Genomic DNA, 17,150 nt, shown 5'->3' with positions numbered 1-17,150 from the left:
TTATAAAACCCTTGCCTCTTGAGACAAGGGTTAATTGTTTCCTATTTATTTTGTAAGTTGATTTAAAAAACGAACTAATTCATCGATATGAACATCTTGCTGGTCGCCTGTTTTACGGTGTTTAAACTCAACATAACCTTCATTTGCTCGCTTACCAATCGTCACACGATAAGGAATTCCAATTAGATCGCTATCATTGAATTTAACACCTGCACGTTCTTGACGATCATCGTATAAGACATCAAAGTTTTGTGATTTCAATGACTCATAAACCTGATCAGCCACCTCAATTTGCTCGCTCTTTTTAGCATTCAAGTTAATAACATGAACGTCAAAAGGTGTTAGGCTATCTGGCCAAAGTAGACCATTTTCATCATGATATTGTTCAACTACAGCCGATAGTGTTCTTGATACACCAATACCATAGCATCCCATTACGAAGGATTCAGCCTTACCTTGTTGGTTTAAAAAGGACCCACCTAATTTATCCGCATATAAAGTGCCTAGCTTAAATACATGACCAACTTCAATTCCTTTGGCAAATTTAATGGTGCCTTGTCCATCCGGAGAAGGGTCTCCTTCTTCGATTGAACGAAGATCAGCATATTGACTAACCTTAAAATCGCGGTCAGGATTTACATTCGTGTAATGGTAACCATCTTCGTTAGCGCCACAAGATGCGTTAACAAGATATTTAACTGCATGATCGGCAACCACTTCAACTTCTTCTGGTGAGTTGATAGGTCCTAATGAGCCAAATCCAGCTCCCATCACTGATTTCGTTTCATGTTCTGTTGCTAATTCAACGATTTCAGCGTCACATAAGTTTTTAACTTTTACATCATTAACCTCGTGGTCACCTCTTGTCACGACCATGACAAATCGATCATCCACCTTAAACATAATGGCTTTCATACCTTCTTTTAAGGAATGACCTAAATAATCGGCTACCTCTTGCATCGTCTTTGCATTTGGTGTTTCAATTTTCTTTAGTTCTTTAGGTTCAACATTAGGTTTTTCATATTCACTCATTACCGGTGCCATTTCGACATTGGCAGCGTAATCTGAAGTATCGGAGTAGGCAATCGTATCCTCACCTACATCCGAGAGTACCATAAATTCATGAGTGTCTTTACCACCCATTGCTCCTGAGTCCGCAATAACAGCTCGAAAATTTAAGCCACAGCGCTCGAAAATTCTTTTATAAGCTTCAAATAACCGATTATACGTCTCGTCCAATGACTCAAAATCTTCATGGAAGGAATAAGCATCCTTCATCAAAAACTCTCTACCTCGTAAAAGTCCAAAACGAGGTCGTTTTTCATCACGATACTTATTTTGAATCTGATAAACAGTTAACGGAAGCTTTTTATATGAATTGACCTCATCGCGTATAAGGGATGTTACGACTTCTTCATGGGTAGCTCCTAAAGCAAAAGGGCGTTCATGACGATCTTTGAGTCGCATTAATTCGTCTCCCATCGTATTCCAACGCCCGGAAGTCTGCCATAATTCTGCAGGTTGCAAGATAGGCATTTGAATTTCTTGTGCTCCAGCACGGTCCATTTCTTCCCGGACAATATTTTCTACTTTTCGCAGTACTTTTTTTCCTAAAGGAAGAAAATTGTAGACTCCAGAAGCTAATTTACGAATATATCCTGCTTTCAGTAACAATTGGTGACTTGGTAATTCAGCTTCTTTAGGTAGTTCTCTTAATGTCGGAATTAACATATTACTTTGTCTCATAACCGTATCACCTCGTATACATCGTATTTACATAAACAATCGTTCAATATCATTCCATGTCACAATAATCATTAGCAACATTAGAAGTGCAAACCCAATAAAGTGGACGACTCCTTCTTTTTGAGGGTCAATTGGCTTTCCACGTATGGCCTCTAAACCGATAAACATTAATCGACCACCATCTAATGCAGGTAATGGCAATAAGTTAATAATCCCTAAATTTATACTTAACATCGCTGTCCAAGTCAGGAAGTTTAAAAGCCCTGTCTGGACAACATCGTCAGTTGCTGAGTAAATGCCAACAGGTCCGGCTAATGCATCAATTGATAGTTGCCCTGTAACCAATTGCCCCACAGCCTCGATAATAAGTATGGTGATATCGTACGTTTGAGTAAAGCCGTGTAAAATCACTTGACCTGCAGCATCCTCAAACTCACGCATCACACCAATTCGACCAATTGTTTGTCCTTGTTCTGTCACAGATTCCGGTGTGATGGATTCTGTTATTAACTCACCATGACGATCGACCGTAATTTCAAGTTGCTCATCGGGGCGTTCTTGTACATAAAGAACAAAATCCATCCAGCTTTCAACATTAGTCTCATCAATTTGAACTACTTCGTCTCCTTCGACGAGCTCAGCTTGATGAGCTGGTGAACCTTCTTCAACCCCACCAATGATTGCCTCATCGACTGGTACACCTTGAATAAAACCAAGTCCGATAAAAATAGCTATTGCTAATAAGAAGTTCATCATCGGTCCTGCAAAAACTTGAATCCCTTTTTGACTCGTCGTCTTTGAACCGAATTGACGGTCATAAGGGGCAATTAACGTCTCTTTATCATCCATTACAAAGAGAGCTTTACGGTCTACTTGATATCGATGGTGCTCATCGGAGTCCAAATCATAACAATCAAGTGTTAGTTCATGATCTAAGTCGATTTTCTCAACTTCTACAATTTTGGCATTGGGGTAATTGGATTTGTTGTTAACAATAATTTTATTGACATCGCCAAACTCATTTAATTCAATTCCAATATGATGACCCGGTTTTAATTCAATAATCTCGGGATCTTCACCTGCAACACGGACGTATCCACCAATAGGCAGCAACCGTACCGTATATAAAGTTTCATCCTTTCGATATGAGAAAATCTTCGGTCCAAACCCAATGGCAAATTCACGAGCCAACATTCCTGCTCGTTTGGCAAATATTAAATGGCCTAATTCATGAATGAAGACTAATAGGCCAAACATAAATATAAAGGCTATAACGGTATTCAATACTAGCACCTTCCTTTAAGACACTTCACTACGAACACGACTTCTCACTTCTTGATCAATAGATAAAATTGTTTCAAGATCAGGAGAGTTGATTGGATTGTGTTTTTCCAGTTGTTTATTAATTAAATGTTCAATACCAAGAAAGTCTATTCGATCTTGTAAAAACAGCGAAACAGCTTCTTCGTTTGCTGCATTTAATACAGTAGGTAATGAGCCCCCAGCACGTCCTGCTTCATACGCCATTTTTAAACATGGGAAACGTTCGAAACTTAATCGTTGAAAGTGAAGTGTACCAAATGATAATAGATCTAACCCATTAGACATGTTATATGGGTATCTTTCCGGATATGTGAGTGCATATTGAATGGGGATTCGCATATCAGGTGTTCCCAACTGTGCCATAACACTTTGATCGACGAATTCAACCATGCTATGTATCACACTTTCTTTATGCATGATGACATCAATTTGATCATATGGTACATCAAATAACCAATGCGCTTCAATCACTTCTAGTCCCTTATTCATCATTGTAGCAGAATCTATGGTGATTTTGGCACCCATATTCCAGTTTGGGTGATTGAGCGCATCCTGTTTAGTAACCCCAACTAATTCATTTCGTGTACGGTCCCTAAAGCTTCCCCCTGATGCAGTAATAATCAATCGCTTAAGTTCACTTCTGTTTTCTCCACGTAGGCATTGATGAATAGCCGCATGTTCACTATCTACAGGTAGGAGATCAACACCATGTTTCTTAGCCTCATCCATGACCAGATGTCCAGCAGTTACTAATGTTTCTTTATTCGCAAAAGCAATTTGCTTCTTTGATCGTATTGCTTGTAAGGTGGGTTCTAAGCCAACACTTCCTAACAAGGCATTAACTACTAAATCTACTTCATGATGAGTAACAAGATCGTTAATAGCTTCTAAACCACTATATACCTGTACATCATATGTCAGTTTGTCTAAAAGATGACTTTTAATCGTATCATCTTTAACAATAACCACTTTGGGCTTAAGCTCTTCGATAATTGGAGTAGCTACTTCAACCTGCGCCCCAAAAACAAATCCATGCAAGTTAAATGTATTAGGGTGTTCTTTGATGATATCAATAGTTTGTAACCCTATTGAACCAGTCCCACCTAGTAGTACGATATTTTTCATATGTTAGTCCCTCATTTTATCCAAATTAAATAAATTGTATAAAGTGTAAAAATGGTAACATAAAAATCAAGCTGTCAAATCGATCTAAAACACCACCGTGTCCAGGAAGTAAGGTGCCAGAATCTTTTACTTTAAATGTACGTTTTAACGCTGACTCTACAAGGTCTCCAATTTGTGCAAGAATGGAAGCAAGAATAGCTACTAGCATGATCACAAACATTTGGTCATGAATCGGGTAGATAAGCTGAAAGATAACCGCAATGGTTAAGGCGCTAAAAATCCCTCCGACAAACCCTGCAACTGTTTTCTTCGGACTAATTTCAGGCCATAACTTTCTCTTTCCGAGGTATTTTCCAAAGAAATACGCTCCTGAGTCCGTTAACCAAATAATTAATAGAGCGAATAAAATAAACTCTAACCCCGCCAACCTAGTCTCAATAAAATAGGCCAAACCAATACCAATATATGCAACAGAAAGCAGTGTGAAGGCACAATCTTCAAAATTAAATTCATTCTTAACAAGAACGCTATAAATTAATAAAATAAAAATAAAGACATAAACCATCTCACTAAAGGTCAAGGGTATGTAAGATAAAATAGAATATAAAAATTGGTCAATATAGATTACCCATAGTAGAGTTAGACTAAGTATCCCAGGAAAAGAAAGAAGACTAACTCTTTTCATACGCAACACTTCATATAGTCCGACAGATACCATTAACATAACAAAAAGGACAAATGGCCAGTCCCCGTAAACAACAAAAGGAACGAAGACTAATAGACCAACAATTGCTGTTATAACACGTTGTAACACTTAATCACATCCTATAACCCACCGAATCTCCTTTTTCGATGTTGATATTCGATTATGGCCTCATCCAATGCTTCCTCACCAAACTCTGGCCAATACTTATCCGTAAAATAAAATTCTGCATAAGCTAATTGCCATAACAAATAGTTACTTAATCTCTGTTCGCCACTAGTTCTAATTAAAAGGTCCGGATCTTCTAAGTTATGAGTATATAAGTGCTGATCGAATAGCTCCTCATTGATATCATGAATATCTAATTTCTCATCTTTAACTAGTTCACTTATTGATTTAACTGCATCAATAATTTCTTTTCGACTTCCATAATTTAGAGCGAGATTAAGAACTAGACCATCATTGTCTTTTGTTCGATCAATGGCCTTTATAACTGCCTCTTTTGTGAATTCAGGTAATGAGTCAAAATCACCAATTGTTGTAATTGTAACATTATTTTCTATTAAACCTGGTAAATAAGTATCTAAAAATTGAGATGGAAGTTTCATAATAAACTCAACCTCTGTTTTAGGTCTTTTCCAATTCTCTGTGGAAAAAGCGTATAACGTCAGCGCTTTAACCCCTAAATCAGAAGCTCTTCTAACAACTTTCTCAATCGCTTTCATACCTTCACGGTGACCGGCGACCCTAGGTAAGGCTCGTTTCTTTGCCCAACGACCATTGCCATCCATAATAATGGCAATATGTTGGGGTATATTATCAGCATCGATTTCTGTACGTTGCTGAGCTTTAGAGTTCGAACGAAAAAGCATATTAATCCCTCTCTAAGTAAACTAAGAAAAATTCAGCTTTCGCTTAGAACGAGCGAAAGCTGGTGTCAAAATAAATCAGTTAGAAGAATGAACCTATACTTCAGTAATTTCTTTTTCCTTATCTTCTAACATTTGGTCAATCTCATTAATATGTTTGTCAGTTTCTTTTTGAACATCCTCTTGGTAAGAACGTGATTCATCTTCAGTAATTTCGCTTTCTTTTTCAAGCTTTTTAATTTGTTCATTGGCATCACGGCGAATATTACGAATTTGAACACGTGCTTCTTCTGCATACTTTCTAGTTACCTTAACTAGGTCTTTTCTACGCTCCTCCGTTAGAGCAGGAATGTTAATACGAATAACATTACCATCGTTGTTTGGAGTTAAGCCTAGATCCGCTTTTAAAATTGCTTTTTCAATTTCACCCATTGCAGATTTGTCAAATGGTGTAATGACAAGGAGTCTAGCCTCGGGAGCGGAAACAGTCGCCAATTGATTAAGTGGTGTGCTTGCACCATAGTAATCAACATAAACACTGTCTAATAAAGCTGGATTAGCTCGACCTGCTCTAACAGTTGCAAGTTGTCTTCCAAACGCTTGAATGGCACTGTTCATTTTCTCACGGCAATCTTTAATCACTGCTTCACTCATTCTGATTTCCTCCTAATTATAGTACCAATTTCTTCTCCAGTAACTACTCTCTTAATGTTACCTTCTTCCATTATAGAGAATACTATTAAAGCTATATCGTTGTCCATACATAACGATGAAGCGGTTGAGTCCATAACACCTAAACCTTCATTTAAAACTTGTATAAATGATAACTCTTGATATTTATAAGCATCCTCATTGATCTTAGGGTCATCGGAATAAACACCATCAACGTTATTTTTTGCCATTAAAATAACATCTGCTTCAATTTCTGCAGCTCGTAATGCAGCTGTTGTGTCAGTTGAAAAGTACGGATTTCCTGTACCTCCTGCAAAAATGACAACACGCTTTTTCTCCAAGTGTCTCATTGCTTTACGGCGAATATATGGTTCTGCAACCTGGCGCATTTCTATGGATGTTTGAACACGGGTTTGAACACCTAAATTTTCTAAGCTATCTTGAAGTGCTAAAGAGTTCATTACCGTAGCTAACATTCCCATATAATCAGCATTAGCGCGATCCATTCCTACTTCACTACCTACTTTACCACGCCACAGGTTACCACCACCAACAACAATAGCAATTTCAACACCTAGATCGTGTACTGCTTTAACTTGTTCGGCGACTGATTTGATAAAAGCTGGATCAATTCCATTACCATTTTTACCGCTTAGGGCTTCTCCACTTAATTTTAACACAATACGTTTGTATTCCGATGTAGACATAGTTACCTCCGTCATATGTAGGAATAGTATGATTTTTGAAAATAGGGAACACACTGTGTCCCCTATTTTCAAATAGTTTATTTCTTAACTTGACTCATAACTTCATCAGCAAAGTTTTCATCACGTTTTTCCATGCCTTCGCCTACTTCATAACGTACGAATGATTGAACAGTTCCACCTTTAGATTCTACATACTTTTTAACTTTTTGATCAGGATCTTTGACAAAGTCTTGCTCAAGTAAGCAAATCTCTTCAAAGAATTTACCTAAACGGCCTTCAACCATTTTCTCAACAATATGTTCTGGCTTACCTTCGTTTAGAGCCTGTTGCTTAAGTGTTTCACGCTCTTGGTCGACAACTTCTTTAGCAACATCTTCACGTGATAAGTATTGTGGGTTTGATGCAGCAATGTGCATAGATACATCTTTTGCAACACTTTCATCAGTAGTACCCTCAACTAAAGTTAATACACCAATTTTTCCACCCATATGAATGTATGCGCCAAAAGCAGAGTTATCATCTTTTTCTACGATTTCAAAACGACGAAGTGAAATTTTCTCACCAATTTTTGCAATCGCTGCTGTGATATACTCTTCTAATGTTTCACCTTCACCATGAAGCTTTTGTCCCATTGCTTCTTCAACTGATTCAGGCTTCTGATTTAGAATGTGGTTAGCTAGATCATCTAGAAGTGACTTGAACTGATCATTTTTCGCAACAAAGTCTGTTTCAGCATTTACTTCAATCATAACAGCTGTATTACCTTCTGTGACGATATGCGCAGAACCTTCTGCTGCAATACGGTCAGCTTTTTTAGCTGCTTTTGACATACCTTTTTCACGTAGGTATTCAACCGCTTTGTCAAGATCTCCATCAGTTTCTTGTAGTGCTTTTTTACAATCCATCATTCCTGCGCCCGTTTTTTCACGTAGCTCTTTAACTAGCTTAGCAGTAATAGCCATTGTAGTTCCTCCTTGAAATTGAATATAGTTACTGAAATAAGTATACATAGTATTTACATAGAGCGATTATTTCTATCTTTCCATGTAAACCTTTGCTATAAAACATTAAGTGTAAAAAAGGTGATAAAAGGTTCCTCCCTCTTATCACCTACAACCTTTTACTCTTGCACTGCTTCTTGTTCTTCTTGTTCTGTTGCCTCTTCAGCAGCGTCTTCTGTCGCTTCACCTTGTTTTACTTCAAGGATTGCATCTGCCATTCTTGATGTAATTAATTTTACAGCACGAATTGCGTCATCATTTGCAGGGATTACATAATCGATTTCATCTGGGTCACAATTAGTATCTACCATTGCAACAATAGGAATATCTAATTTCTGAGCTTCCTTAACCGCAATTCGTTCTTTTCTAGGGTCAACGATAAATAGAGCTTCAGGTAGCTCATCCATATCTTTAACGCCACCTAAGAACTTCTCTAGGCGCTCTTTTTCTTTAAGGATCATAACTACTTCTTTTTTAGGTAGTACATCAAATGTACCGTCCTCTTCCATTCTTTCGATATCTTTTAGACGATTAACGCGCTTCTCAATTGTTTGGAAGTTTGTTAATGTTCCACCTAACCAACGCTGGTTGATGTAGTACATTCCAGAACGGATTGCCTCTTCTTTAATTGTATCTTGAGCTTGCTTTTTCGTACCAACGAAAAGGATTTTACCTCCGTCTTGTGCAACCTCTTTAATAAAGTTGAATGCTTCGTCAACTTTCTTCACCGTCTTTTGTAGATCGATGATGTAGATGCCGTTACGCTCTGTGAAGATGTATCTCTTCATTTTCGGGTTCCAACGGCGTGTTTGGTGTCCGAAATGAACACCTGCTTCCAATAATTGCTTCATTGAAATTGCTGCCATAAATAATTCCTCCTAAATGGTTTTTATTCCTCCGATCGTTTCATAAATAAACAAGAACTCGATAAGTCGAGCACCTCTCATTTATCTCCACGAACGTGTGTATTAACACCAAAAGTAAATATATCATAAGACCTTATTACAGGCAAGTGTTAATTAGTCAATTTATGATTAAATTTAACAATTAATTCAACTTCTGTATAACCCATATCGAGTGTTTGAGCGATTTGCTCAATAGTATGGCCCGTCTTATATAAATGTAAAACATGACTTTGAGGCGTCAAATGGTCAACATGATCTTCTATTTGCATTTTTGAAGGGTCATAATCAGCTTCAGTATCTTCCACACCTGCGTATGAAGTAGTCTTTTTTTTCTCCTGGTTAAGAAGACTCACGGGATCATATTCATTAGCGCTTTTATCTTTCTTGGGGTGTTCACTTAATCGGTTCGTCTCCGTTGGTGTTTGGCTGTTTGGAGAAACATTTTCGCTAACCACTTTCTCGTTGACTTCCGAATTAGACTTTGGAGTGGGAGAAGATTCATTTTTCGTTTCGAAGTTTGCTAGTTCTTGAATCAGCTTTTTATTTTCATCCTTAATCTCTAATAGATAGGAGCTAAATAAATCCTCTATTTCATTCACTCGTTTCTCAAAAACACGCTCAGACTCTGTCGATTGCTTTAGTTTTTGATATAACCAAAAAATCACGATAAAAGTGATCCCATGTATAATTAAATTAAATATTTCCAAATCCAATACCACCTATTCATCATTGAGTCATCCAGAGAAGTCGACTCGATTTCCTAAATGAGGATGATTCCATTCGGAAGACTCCTCGTGTTGCTTGTGATTATTGCGCCGTTTATGAAATGGTAGCTGATCACGCTCATCATCATGATCTTTAACATGAACATCGTCTCGTTGATTTGCTTCTAACACAGCTTTCCGCTTTCTCTCTAACTCTCTTAACTGCTCCTGTGTTAATTGACTTTGCATGTTTTGACCTCTTTGTTGTAGTTGCTCCTGTAGCTGACTAGCATCCTGTGTTCTTGGTAACGCTATTTGCATCTCAACAGCTTTCCAACTCATTTTGGTCACCCCTAATTATTCTTTTTAAATTGGTGTCAAAGTAAAGTCATGATCTTTATACACAATTGAGACGAATTTTGTTTCTTTACTAATTGCTTTTTTATACTTTCCATATATGATGTCAACGTTCGGGTATAGTATACCATTTACAATCACTTTAGAGAAATCATGATTAACTTCATCTTCATGGTCATATCGGTAAGTCTCATATTCCTCAGCTAGCTCACTAAGTTCTAAACGTGTCTTTTCTATCGAATGCTTCTGCCGTAACAAGGTGACTCTTTCTTTGGTAGTTAATTCCCTAGTTTCCTTTAGCTCTTTAAATTTATGTCCGATGGCATTTAACTTCTTGATTTGGTCTGTCAATTCCTTTATTCTCGATTCTATTTGTGTTCGTTTCTCAACAACTTTTCTGTTTGGTCCAAGGTATAGACTGGTTTTAGTGCTTAGTCTATTACCAATATCCTTCGACTCAATCACTTTACCAGCAGAAACTGAACCACCAATAATGTGCCCCCTTTGGCATAGGACTTTTTCTCTAGCAATGACTTGACTATGTAGAATAGACTGATTAACAACGATATCTCTACCAGCCTCAATCAAACCTTGATTAATGTTACCCACATGTATATCAAGGGTTGCACGAATTTGACCTTTTCCTTGGGAGGAGACTCCTTCTTTAATAAAAATTGAGCCCCCGGCATCTATGTTTGCCGCGTCGACTATTCCTTCTATCGTAACATCTCCTCTTGCTTTAATTGAAAAGCCGTCAGGAACATCACCTCTAATGATAATTGAGCCATTAAAATCAATATTACCAATATTTAGATCTAAGTGGTCGTTTACCTCATAGACCGGTAAAACTCTAATTTCTTTCTCTGTTAAGGAAACTTGACCACTTTCTGTTGCGTAGATGGTAGAGTCTTCTAAGTTGTACTTAGTATTCTCACCACAGACAATTTTAGCTTCTTTGCCCGGTGATTGCTTAACCTCTTCTTGGAAAACATTAAAGCCTTTCTCGCCCTTAGTTGGTTTAATAATTGTTAAGAGTCGATCACCTGTTTCGACAAGAGGGATTTTCATGATTTCTTTAAAATCTATTTTTTGATCATGTTCGTCAACTGAGGATTTAGTTGTAAGGTTTACGTGGTACTCAATATAGCCATCTTTTCCATCAATTGGCTCTTTTCCACTGGCTACCTCAACTGGCCCATTAACCGACCAAAAATTCTCCACTAGTCCAATTATTGCTTCTTCATCAATTCCAAATATCACATCATGTTCCTTTAAAAACTGTTCAATCGACGAAGGGGAAAGTTCATTCTCAAATTCATCATCTGCTACATCAAGTTCATAAATGTAGTCATGATCCACCTCTAAATACGCCTTCATTTTATCCTCACTAAGTTGCATATTTATAAATTGAGATAGCTCCACCCTCATCCCCCCTTATCATATAGATAATAGTTTTTGGAGTTTAGCAATAGATTTGCTATGAATTTGTGATACTCTGGATGTAGAAAGACCTAGTACTTCTCCAATTTCAGTTAAGGTTAGTTCTTCTTTGTAAAATAAACTGATCACCAATTGCTCATTTTCATTCAGATTTTTAATCTTATTAACTAGTTCGTCAATATTTTCGTTCAATTCAAATTGTTCATCTGGTTGGAGTTGATCTTGATCTGGAATCGTATGGCTTAAGCTTTCACGATGGTCATCATGATGATCGTTAGTCTTCTCTTCAATGGAAAGCACATTTGCAAATAATGTATCCTTAATGACTTCAGAGACTTCATCTTGTGCTAGACCAACTTTTTCAGCTATTTCTTGAATTGATGGTTCCCGCTGAAGAGACTGCTCTAAAGCCTCATACGCTTTATCAATCTCTTTGGATTTATCGCGAACAGAACGAGGCAGCCAGTCTTCTTTTCGTAGACCATCAATAATCGCCCCTTTAATCCGAAAGGAAGCATAAGTATCAAATTTAAGATCTCTTTTCGTATCAAACTTTTCTAATGCATCAACTAAACCCATAAAAGCTAAACTTCTAACATCCTGTTTATCTACATTACTGGGTAGGTGAGTATGTATTCTATTAACTTGATAATCAACAAGTGGCATGTAATGTTCGACCAGTAAATTACCTGCTTCTTGATCCTTTTGACTTTGCCACTTATTCCATAAAGTAGATAATGACGTTGTCGCTACTTTCATCATGATTAACCCCCATGTTATTAATCTCTAGCTGCTTTTTCATGAATGATATATTAATTATAGATTTAGCTTTCTAGCGTTTTTGAGTTAGTTTTGCAACTTTTTTAAATGTATGATGTACCTTCATGTATCGTTCTAATTTTCAAGCATGATTGATCAATTAAAAATTCAATCGTTCTTCCACGACTTCCACCAATATCCTCTGCTATTAATGGAATTTGATGTTCTATTAACTGCTTTTTCACCGCTTCTGCATTCCGATAGCCAATCCTCATCATTTCACTACCATTTTTCACATCAAACATTTGCGCTCCGCCAGCCATTTTAGCCTTTAAATGGCTTTTGGTTGCCCCGTGCTTGGATAGTTGTTTAATTAAGTGGCTAATTCCTGTATCAGCAAATTTACCTGGCTTATATGATTCGGTCCTAGCCATAGATGAATCAGGTAACATCACATGTACAAGTCCTGCGATTTGTAAGCGCTCCTCATACAAAATAACTCCGATGCAAGAACCTAACCCTGATGTCATAATTGTTTGAGGGTGTTTAGCAATATCCAGACCAGCAATACCAACTTTCACAGCTTCAGCGACTTTAGTCATGACTAGGTACTCCAAGTGCTGTGAAAATTTTTGCGTAAGCGTCGGGGTTCGGTAATAAGAAAAAGTGACCTTTAATATCTTTTTTGATTCCTTCTATATCATGTAAAACGGTTTCAATCATAATTGCCTGGTCAGATGCAGTTGAAATTTCAATTAATCCTTGTGTCAACATCGCTCCTACCATATCGATAGCTAAATTAGGAACTGATTGACTTATATCTAGATTGGTAAAATCAGATAATGCTCTCAAATAAGAGCCTGTTAAGATATTTCCCAGCTCCATATAAGCAGACTCTGCCATCGGGTCGCCTGTGGAAATTGCTTGATCATCACTACTAAGCATTAACTGAACGAATAAATCGGCTTCCTCAGGGGGGGCAATAAAGAACATACTACCCGTTATATCTCCTTCGAATTGCACGAAGACAGCAGCTTGAACGTTCTCATCTCCCCCAACTTCTTCCATCATTTCTGTAAATGATACAATGTTAACAATCGGAACATCCATTTGGACAGTTCTATTTAAAATACTCGATAAAGATGTTGTAGCATTTCCAGCCCCGATGTTGCCAACTTCCTTTAAAACATCAAGGTGAATTTGCTTAAAATCAAAGTAATCAATCATACTGTTACCTCACGTTAATGATTATTTTCAACCGTTGATAAGTGTTTGACCTCATCTTCAGATAAGACTTTTCCTAAATTTAGTAGGATTAATAATCGCTGTTCTAACTTAGCGACTCCCCTAATATAATCAACATCTACAGAACCCACTACTTTAGGAGCTGGGTCAACTTTTTCACTTGGAATATCAACCACATCGTTCGCACCATCAACAATCATTCCTACATCTTTATCTTCTATGTTTACAATGATAATGCGAGTACTTTCGTTGTACTCAGTTTGCTCAAGCTCAAAACGTTCACGTAAATCGATTACTGGTGTTACAACACCTCGTAAGTTAATAACACCTTTAACAAACTTAGGTGCGTTAGGAACTCTAGTAATCTTCTGCATACGTTCAATAGAACCAACGTTTTCAACTGGCACCCCATATTCCTCGTCTTTTAATTGGAATACAATAACTTTTTCATCTTTTAATGATTGTTCAGTCATATTCATTTCCCCCTTATTTAATCAAAGAATTACTATCGATCACCAAAGCTACCTCACCGTTACCTAAGATCGTAGCACCAGAAATAGCAAAAACATCTGTTAAATAATTTCCTAAACCTTTTAAGACAATCTCTTGTTGTCCAATAAATGAATCAACAACTAAACCAGCCATTTGTTCACCTTTGCGAACAATCACGATAGAGTAATACTCAGCTTCTTGTTCCTGATCATCTTTTCTAGGTACATCAAATACATTCTTTATATCAACTAATGGCACAATATTACCTCTAAAATCGATCACTTCTTTATTATGCGCCTTCATGATGTCTGCCTTCTTAATAACAGCAGTTTCAATTATAGATGACAATGGAACGGCGTAAATTTCCTCCTGAACAACAACTAACATAACTGAAATAATTGATAAGGTTAACGGTAATTGGATTGAAAAAGTTGTTCCTTTACCATACTCGGATTCAATCTCTATTGAGCCACCTAATGACTCTATAGTACTTTTGACTACGTCAAGACCAACACCTCGTCCAGAAATATCCGAAATTTTATCAGCCGTCGAAAAGCCACTTGCTAAAATGAGTTCGTTTATTTGACGGTCAGTTAAGTTAGTTGATTGCTCTTGACTGATTACACCATTGTCAATGGCTTTAGCAAGAACCTTTTCTTGATTAATCCCTTGACCATCATCTTTAATCTCAACAAAAACATGGTTACCACTATGATAGGCCTTAAGAAGTAATTGACCTTGTTTAGGCTTTGCTGCTTGTTTCCTTACTTCAGGTTGTTCAATACCATGGTCAATCGCGTTTCTAATTAGGTGTACTAGAGGATCGCCAATTTCATCAATAACGGTTCGGTCTAGTTCTGTTTCAGCCCCTTCAATTTGCAAATGGATATCCTTCCCTAAATCTCTTGTTAGTTGGCGTACCATACGGGGAAAACGGTTAAAGACCTGATCAATTGGAACCATACGCATATTCAAAATAATATTTTGTAAATCACCTGAGATTCGTGACATTCGCTCTACGGTACCTTTTAGGTCATTATGGTTAAGTTCATGTGAAATTTGTTCTAAACGACCACGGTCAATGACGAGCTCTTCGAATAAGTTCATGAGTACATCTAAGCGTTCTATATTGACCCGGATTGTTTTACTAGCCACACCTTTGTTATTTGCTTTTGCTGGTGCAGCTTCCTCTTTTTGGACTTTGTTGTTTGAAGCTTCTTGATTGCTAAATTCATCAGGAGTAGCACCCGAAGTTTTTTCATCTTCTTCAACAACTTCAAATGGAGTAACTTCAACCGTTTGAACTTCAGAAACTTTTAGGATTTTTGCTTCAAGCTCTTTTTCTGAATCATTTGTGATTATGATGACGTTAAAGGAATCTTCAAAATCTTCATTTTCTAACTCTTCAACTGTTGGAATAGATTTAATAACCTCACCAGACTGTTCTAACACTTCAAAAACCATGAAAACGCGTGCCACTTTTAGTAAACAGTCCTCAGATAATGAAACTTTGGTTTGGAAAACTTTCTGTCCGTCTGCTTTAGCTTGTTGGATAACTGTTTTCTCAAACTGATCAATATCTAATAATGATTCTGAGGAAGGGGGGCTTTGTTTATGTGTTGTTGTATCAGATGTTTGAACAGGTACCTCACCTTTTTCAATGATTTTTAATTTATCAACGATTGAACTGACGTCTTTTGAGCCATCGCCACCTTCTGCTATATTAAAAATCATCTCCTCGAGATATTCAACGGACTCTAATAAAATATCTAAAACATCAGAATTAGCAACTAGACGCTCCTGTCGAATAGCATCAAGGACGTTCTCAAGTTTATGTGTTAAGTCTGCTAAATCTTCATAACCCATCGTAGCGGACATACCTTTTAGTGTATGCGCTGCCCTGAAGATCTCATCAACCATCGACAGGTCAGAAGGGTCTTTTTCTAAATCTAGTAATCGATCATTTACCACTTGTAGATTTTCTTTACTTTCATCAATAAAAACCTCTATGTATTGATTTGTTTCCATGATAGTGCCCCCTTAATTATTAACGACATCAACTAATGATTGAGCAACCCGGTCAATTGGAACGATTAAATTAACACCTACTTTTTCAATCACTGCTTTAGGCATACCGTATATTAATGCCGTTTGTTGTGATTCTGCTATTAAATATGTTTGACCTTGAGCTTTTAGTCGTTTTGCCCCCTCAGTCCCGTCACTCCCCATTCCTGTTAGGACCACAGCTACTTTATTTATTGCATCAACTGTTGAGAGTGATTCGAACAACACATCCACAGAAGGGCGATGTCCACGTACAGGTTCATTTTGCTCCGTACTTAATGCTAATGAACGCCCTATTTTCCTAATAGTTAAATGGTAATTACCTGGTGCTATATAGGCGGTGCCTGGCTTAACAATTTCACCATTTGTCGCTTCTTTTACATGGATCGGTGATAAACGATTAAGCCGGTTAGCCAATGATTTGGTAAATTTCTCCGGCATATGCTGAACAATAAGAAGGGAAGCTTTAAAATCTTTTGGGATTTCCGTTAATAGCTGCTCTAGTGCTTTAGGTCCTCCAGTTGATACGCCAATTGCCACAATCGTTTCGTCATAACTAAAACTAGGAAGTTTACCCTGTACATCTCGAACATCAACTTCTATTGGATTAACTTTTTGAACGTCGTATCTGTTAAAGTTAGCAGTTATCGCTTGTTTAACTTTTTTCCTAATATCTGTGGCAATTTGATCAATATCTAATGAGATGGAACCAGATGGCTTATTAATAAAATCAACAGCACCTAATTGTAATGCTTTTATGGTGCTATCAGCTCCATCAGAAGTCAGACTTGAAAGCATAACTACAGGGGTGGGTCGTTGTTCCATTATTTGTCTAAGTGCTGATAGACCATCTAAGACTGGCATTTCAACATCTAGAGTAACCACATCAGGTTGTAAGTTTAGGGTCTTTTTAACACCCTCTTCCCCATTCCTGGCCGTTCCAATCACATCAAGCTCAGGGTCTTGTTGGATTAAGTCAGTAAGCATTTTTCTCATAAAGGCAGAATCATCAATAATTAAAACTCTTTTTTTGGTCAC

Annotated in this window: 18 protein-coding genes; all 18 read right to left on the bottom strand. The window is 37.3% G+C overall.

Going from position 1 to position 17,150, the window contains the following annotated elements; all coding sequences use genetic code 11:
• Positions 1 to 45: 45 nt before the first annotated feature.
• The 18 genes from HWQ49_RS01695 to HWQ49_RS01610 all read right to left on the bottom strand — a co-directional run bounded on the left by HWQ49_RS01695 (position 46) and on the right by HWQ49_RS01610 (position 17,150).
• On the bottom strand, positions 46 to 1,746 hold the full coding sequence (locus HWQ49_RS01695; protein WP_188205841.1) for a proline--tRNA ligase: 1,701 nt from the start codon (positions 1,744 to 1,746) through the stop codon (positions 46 to 48).
• A 27-nt stretch (positions 1,747 to 1,773) separates the two neighbouring features.
• On the bottom strand, positions 1,774 to 3,030 hold the full coding sequence (rseP, locus tag HWQ49_RS01690) for an RIP metalloprotease RseP (RefSeq protein ID WP_188205840.1): 1,257 nt from the start codon (positions 3,028 to 3,030) through the stop codon (positions 1,774 to 1,776).
• A 15-nt stretch (positions 3,031 to 3,045) separates the two neighbouring features.
• The gene (gene dxr, locus HWQ49_RS01685; protein ID WP_188205839.1) at positions 3,046 to 4,194 is read right to left on the bottom strand and encodes a 1-deoxy-D-xylulose-5-phosphate reductoisomerase; all 1,149 of its coding nucleotides are present in this window, start codon (positions 4,192 to 4,194) and stop codon (positions 3,046 to 3,048) included.
• A 25-nt stretch (positions 4,195 to 4,219) separates the two neighbouring features.
• Positions 4,220 to 5,008 carry a phosphatidate cytidylyltransferase gene (locus HWQ49_RS01680; protein ID WP_188205838.1) on the bottom strand — a complete coding sequence of 263 codons (789 nt, stop codon included), beginning with the start codon at positions 5,006 to 5,008 and terminating at the stop codon, positions 4,220 to 4,222.
• 11 nt (positions 5,009 to 5,019) lie between these two features.
• Positions 5,020 to 5,769, bottom strand: coding sequence for an isoprenyl transferase (locus HWQ49_RS01675; protein ID WP_188205837.1), 750 nt, complete (start codon positions 5,767 to 5,769; stop codon positions 5,020 to 5,022).
• A 93-nt stretch (positions 5,770 to 5,862) separates the two neighbouring features.
• Positions 5,863 to 6,420 (bottom strand): ribosome recycling factor, encoded by a 558-nt coding sequence (gene frr, locus HWQ49_RS01670; RefSeq protein ID WP_188205836.1) that lies wholly within the window; start codon positions 6,418 to 6,420, stop codon positions 5,863 to 5,865.
• Positions 6,417 to 7,145: a UMP kinase gene (gene pyrH / locus HWQ49_RS01665; RefSeq protein WP_188205835.1), complete on the bottom strand. Its 729-nt coding sequence runs from the start codon at positions 7,143 to 7,145 to the stop codon at positions 6,417 to 6,419. Before pyrH ends, frr begins: the two co-directional genes overlap by 4 nt.
• 77 nt (positions 7,146 to 7,222) lie before the next feature.
• Complete coding sequence (tsf, locus tag HWQ49_RS01660; RefSeq protein WP_188205834.1) at positions 7,223 to 8,107, bottom strand: translation elongation factor Ts; 885 nt, start codon at positions 8,105 to 8,107, stop codon at positions 7,223 to 7,225.
• A gap of 158 nt (positions 8,108 to 8,265) precedes the next feature.
• Positions 8,266 to 9,012, bottom strand: a complete 747-nt coding sequence (rpsB, locus tag HWQ49_RS01655; protein ID WP_188205833.1) for a 30S ribosomal protein S2 — start codon at positions 9,010 to 9,012, stop codon at positions 8,266 to 8,268.
• Positions 9,013 to 9,161: 149 nt separating this feature from the next.
• Positions 9,162 to 9,758, bottom strand: coding sequence for a hypothetical protein (locus HWQ49_RS01650; protein WP_188205832.1), 597 nt, complete (start codon positions 9,756 to 9,758; stop codon positions 9,162 to 9,164).
• A gap of 27 nt (positions 9,759 to 9,785) precedes the next feature.
• Positions 9,786 to 10,097 (bottom strand): hypothetical protein, encoded by a 312-nt coding sequence (locus HWQ49_RS01645; RefSeq protein WP_188205831.1) that lies wholly within the window; start codon positions 10,095 to 10,097, stop codon positions 9,786 to 9,788.
• A gap of 24 nt (positions 10,098 to 10,121) precedes the next feature.
• Complete coding sequence (locus HWQ49_RS01640; RefSeq protein ID WP_188205830.1) at positions 10,122 to 11,534, bottom strand: DUF342 domain-containing protein; 1,413 nt, start codon at positions 11,532 to 11,534, stop codon at positions 10,122 to 10,124.
• 15 nt (positions 11,535 to 11,549) lie between these two features.
• On the bottom strand, positions 11,550 to 12,311 hold the full coding sequence (locus HWQ49_RS01635) for a FliA/WhiG family RNA polymerase sigma factor (protein WP_188206499.1): 762 nt from the start codon (positions 12,309 to 12,311) through the stop codon (positions 11,550 to 11,552).
• 104 nt (positions 12,312 to 12,415) lie between these two features.
• Positions 12,416 to 12,913, bottom strand: a complete 498-nt coding sequence (locus tag HWQ49_RS01630) for a chemotaxis protein CheD (RefSeq protein ID WP_188205829.1) — start codon at positions 12,911 to 12,913, stop codon at positions 12,416 to 12,418.
• Positions 12,906 to 13,538, bottom strand: coding sequence for a chemotaxis protein CheC (locus HWQ49_RS01625; protein ID WP_188205828.1), 633 nt, complete (start codon positions 13,536 to 13,538; stop codon positions 12,906 to 12,908). Before HWQ49_RS01625 ends, HWQ49_RS01630 begins: the two co-directional genes overlap by 8 nt.
• 14 nt (positions 13,539 to 13,552) lie before the next feature.
• Positions 13,553 to 14,029 carry a chemotaxis protein CheW gene (locus tag HWQ49_RS01620; RefSeq protein ID WP_394810750.1) on the bottom strand — a complete coding sequence of 159 codons (477 nt, stop codon included), beginning with the start codon at positions 14,027 to 14,029 and terminating at the stop codon, positions 13,553 to 13,555.
• A gap of 13 nt (positions 14,030 to 14,042) precedes the next feature.
• Positions 14,043 to 16,076 (bottom strand): chemotaxis protein CheA, encoded by a 2,034-nt coding sequence (locus HWQ49_RS01615; RefSeq protein WP_188205826.1) that lies wholly within the window; start codon positions 16,074 to 16,076, stop codon positions 14,043 to 14,045.
• A gap of 12 nt (positions 16,077 to 16,088) precedes the next feature.
• Positions 16,089 to 17,150, bottom strand: a complete 1,062-nt coding sequence (locus tag HWQ49_RS01610; protein ID WP_188205825.1) for a protein-glutamate methylesterase/protein-glutamine glutaminase — start codon at positions 17,148 to 17,150, stop codon at positions 16,089 to 16,091.

Source organism: Alkalibacillus aidingensis, assembly GCF_014595945.1.
Taxonomy (GTDB): Bacteria; Bacillota; Bacilli; order Bacillales; family Alkalibacillaceae; genus Alkalibacillus; species Alkalibacillus aidingensis.
The sequence above is the reverse complement of the archived record's forward strand: the minus strand, read 5'-3'. Positions and strand labels throughout refer to the sequence as shown.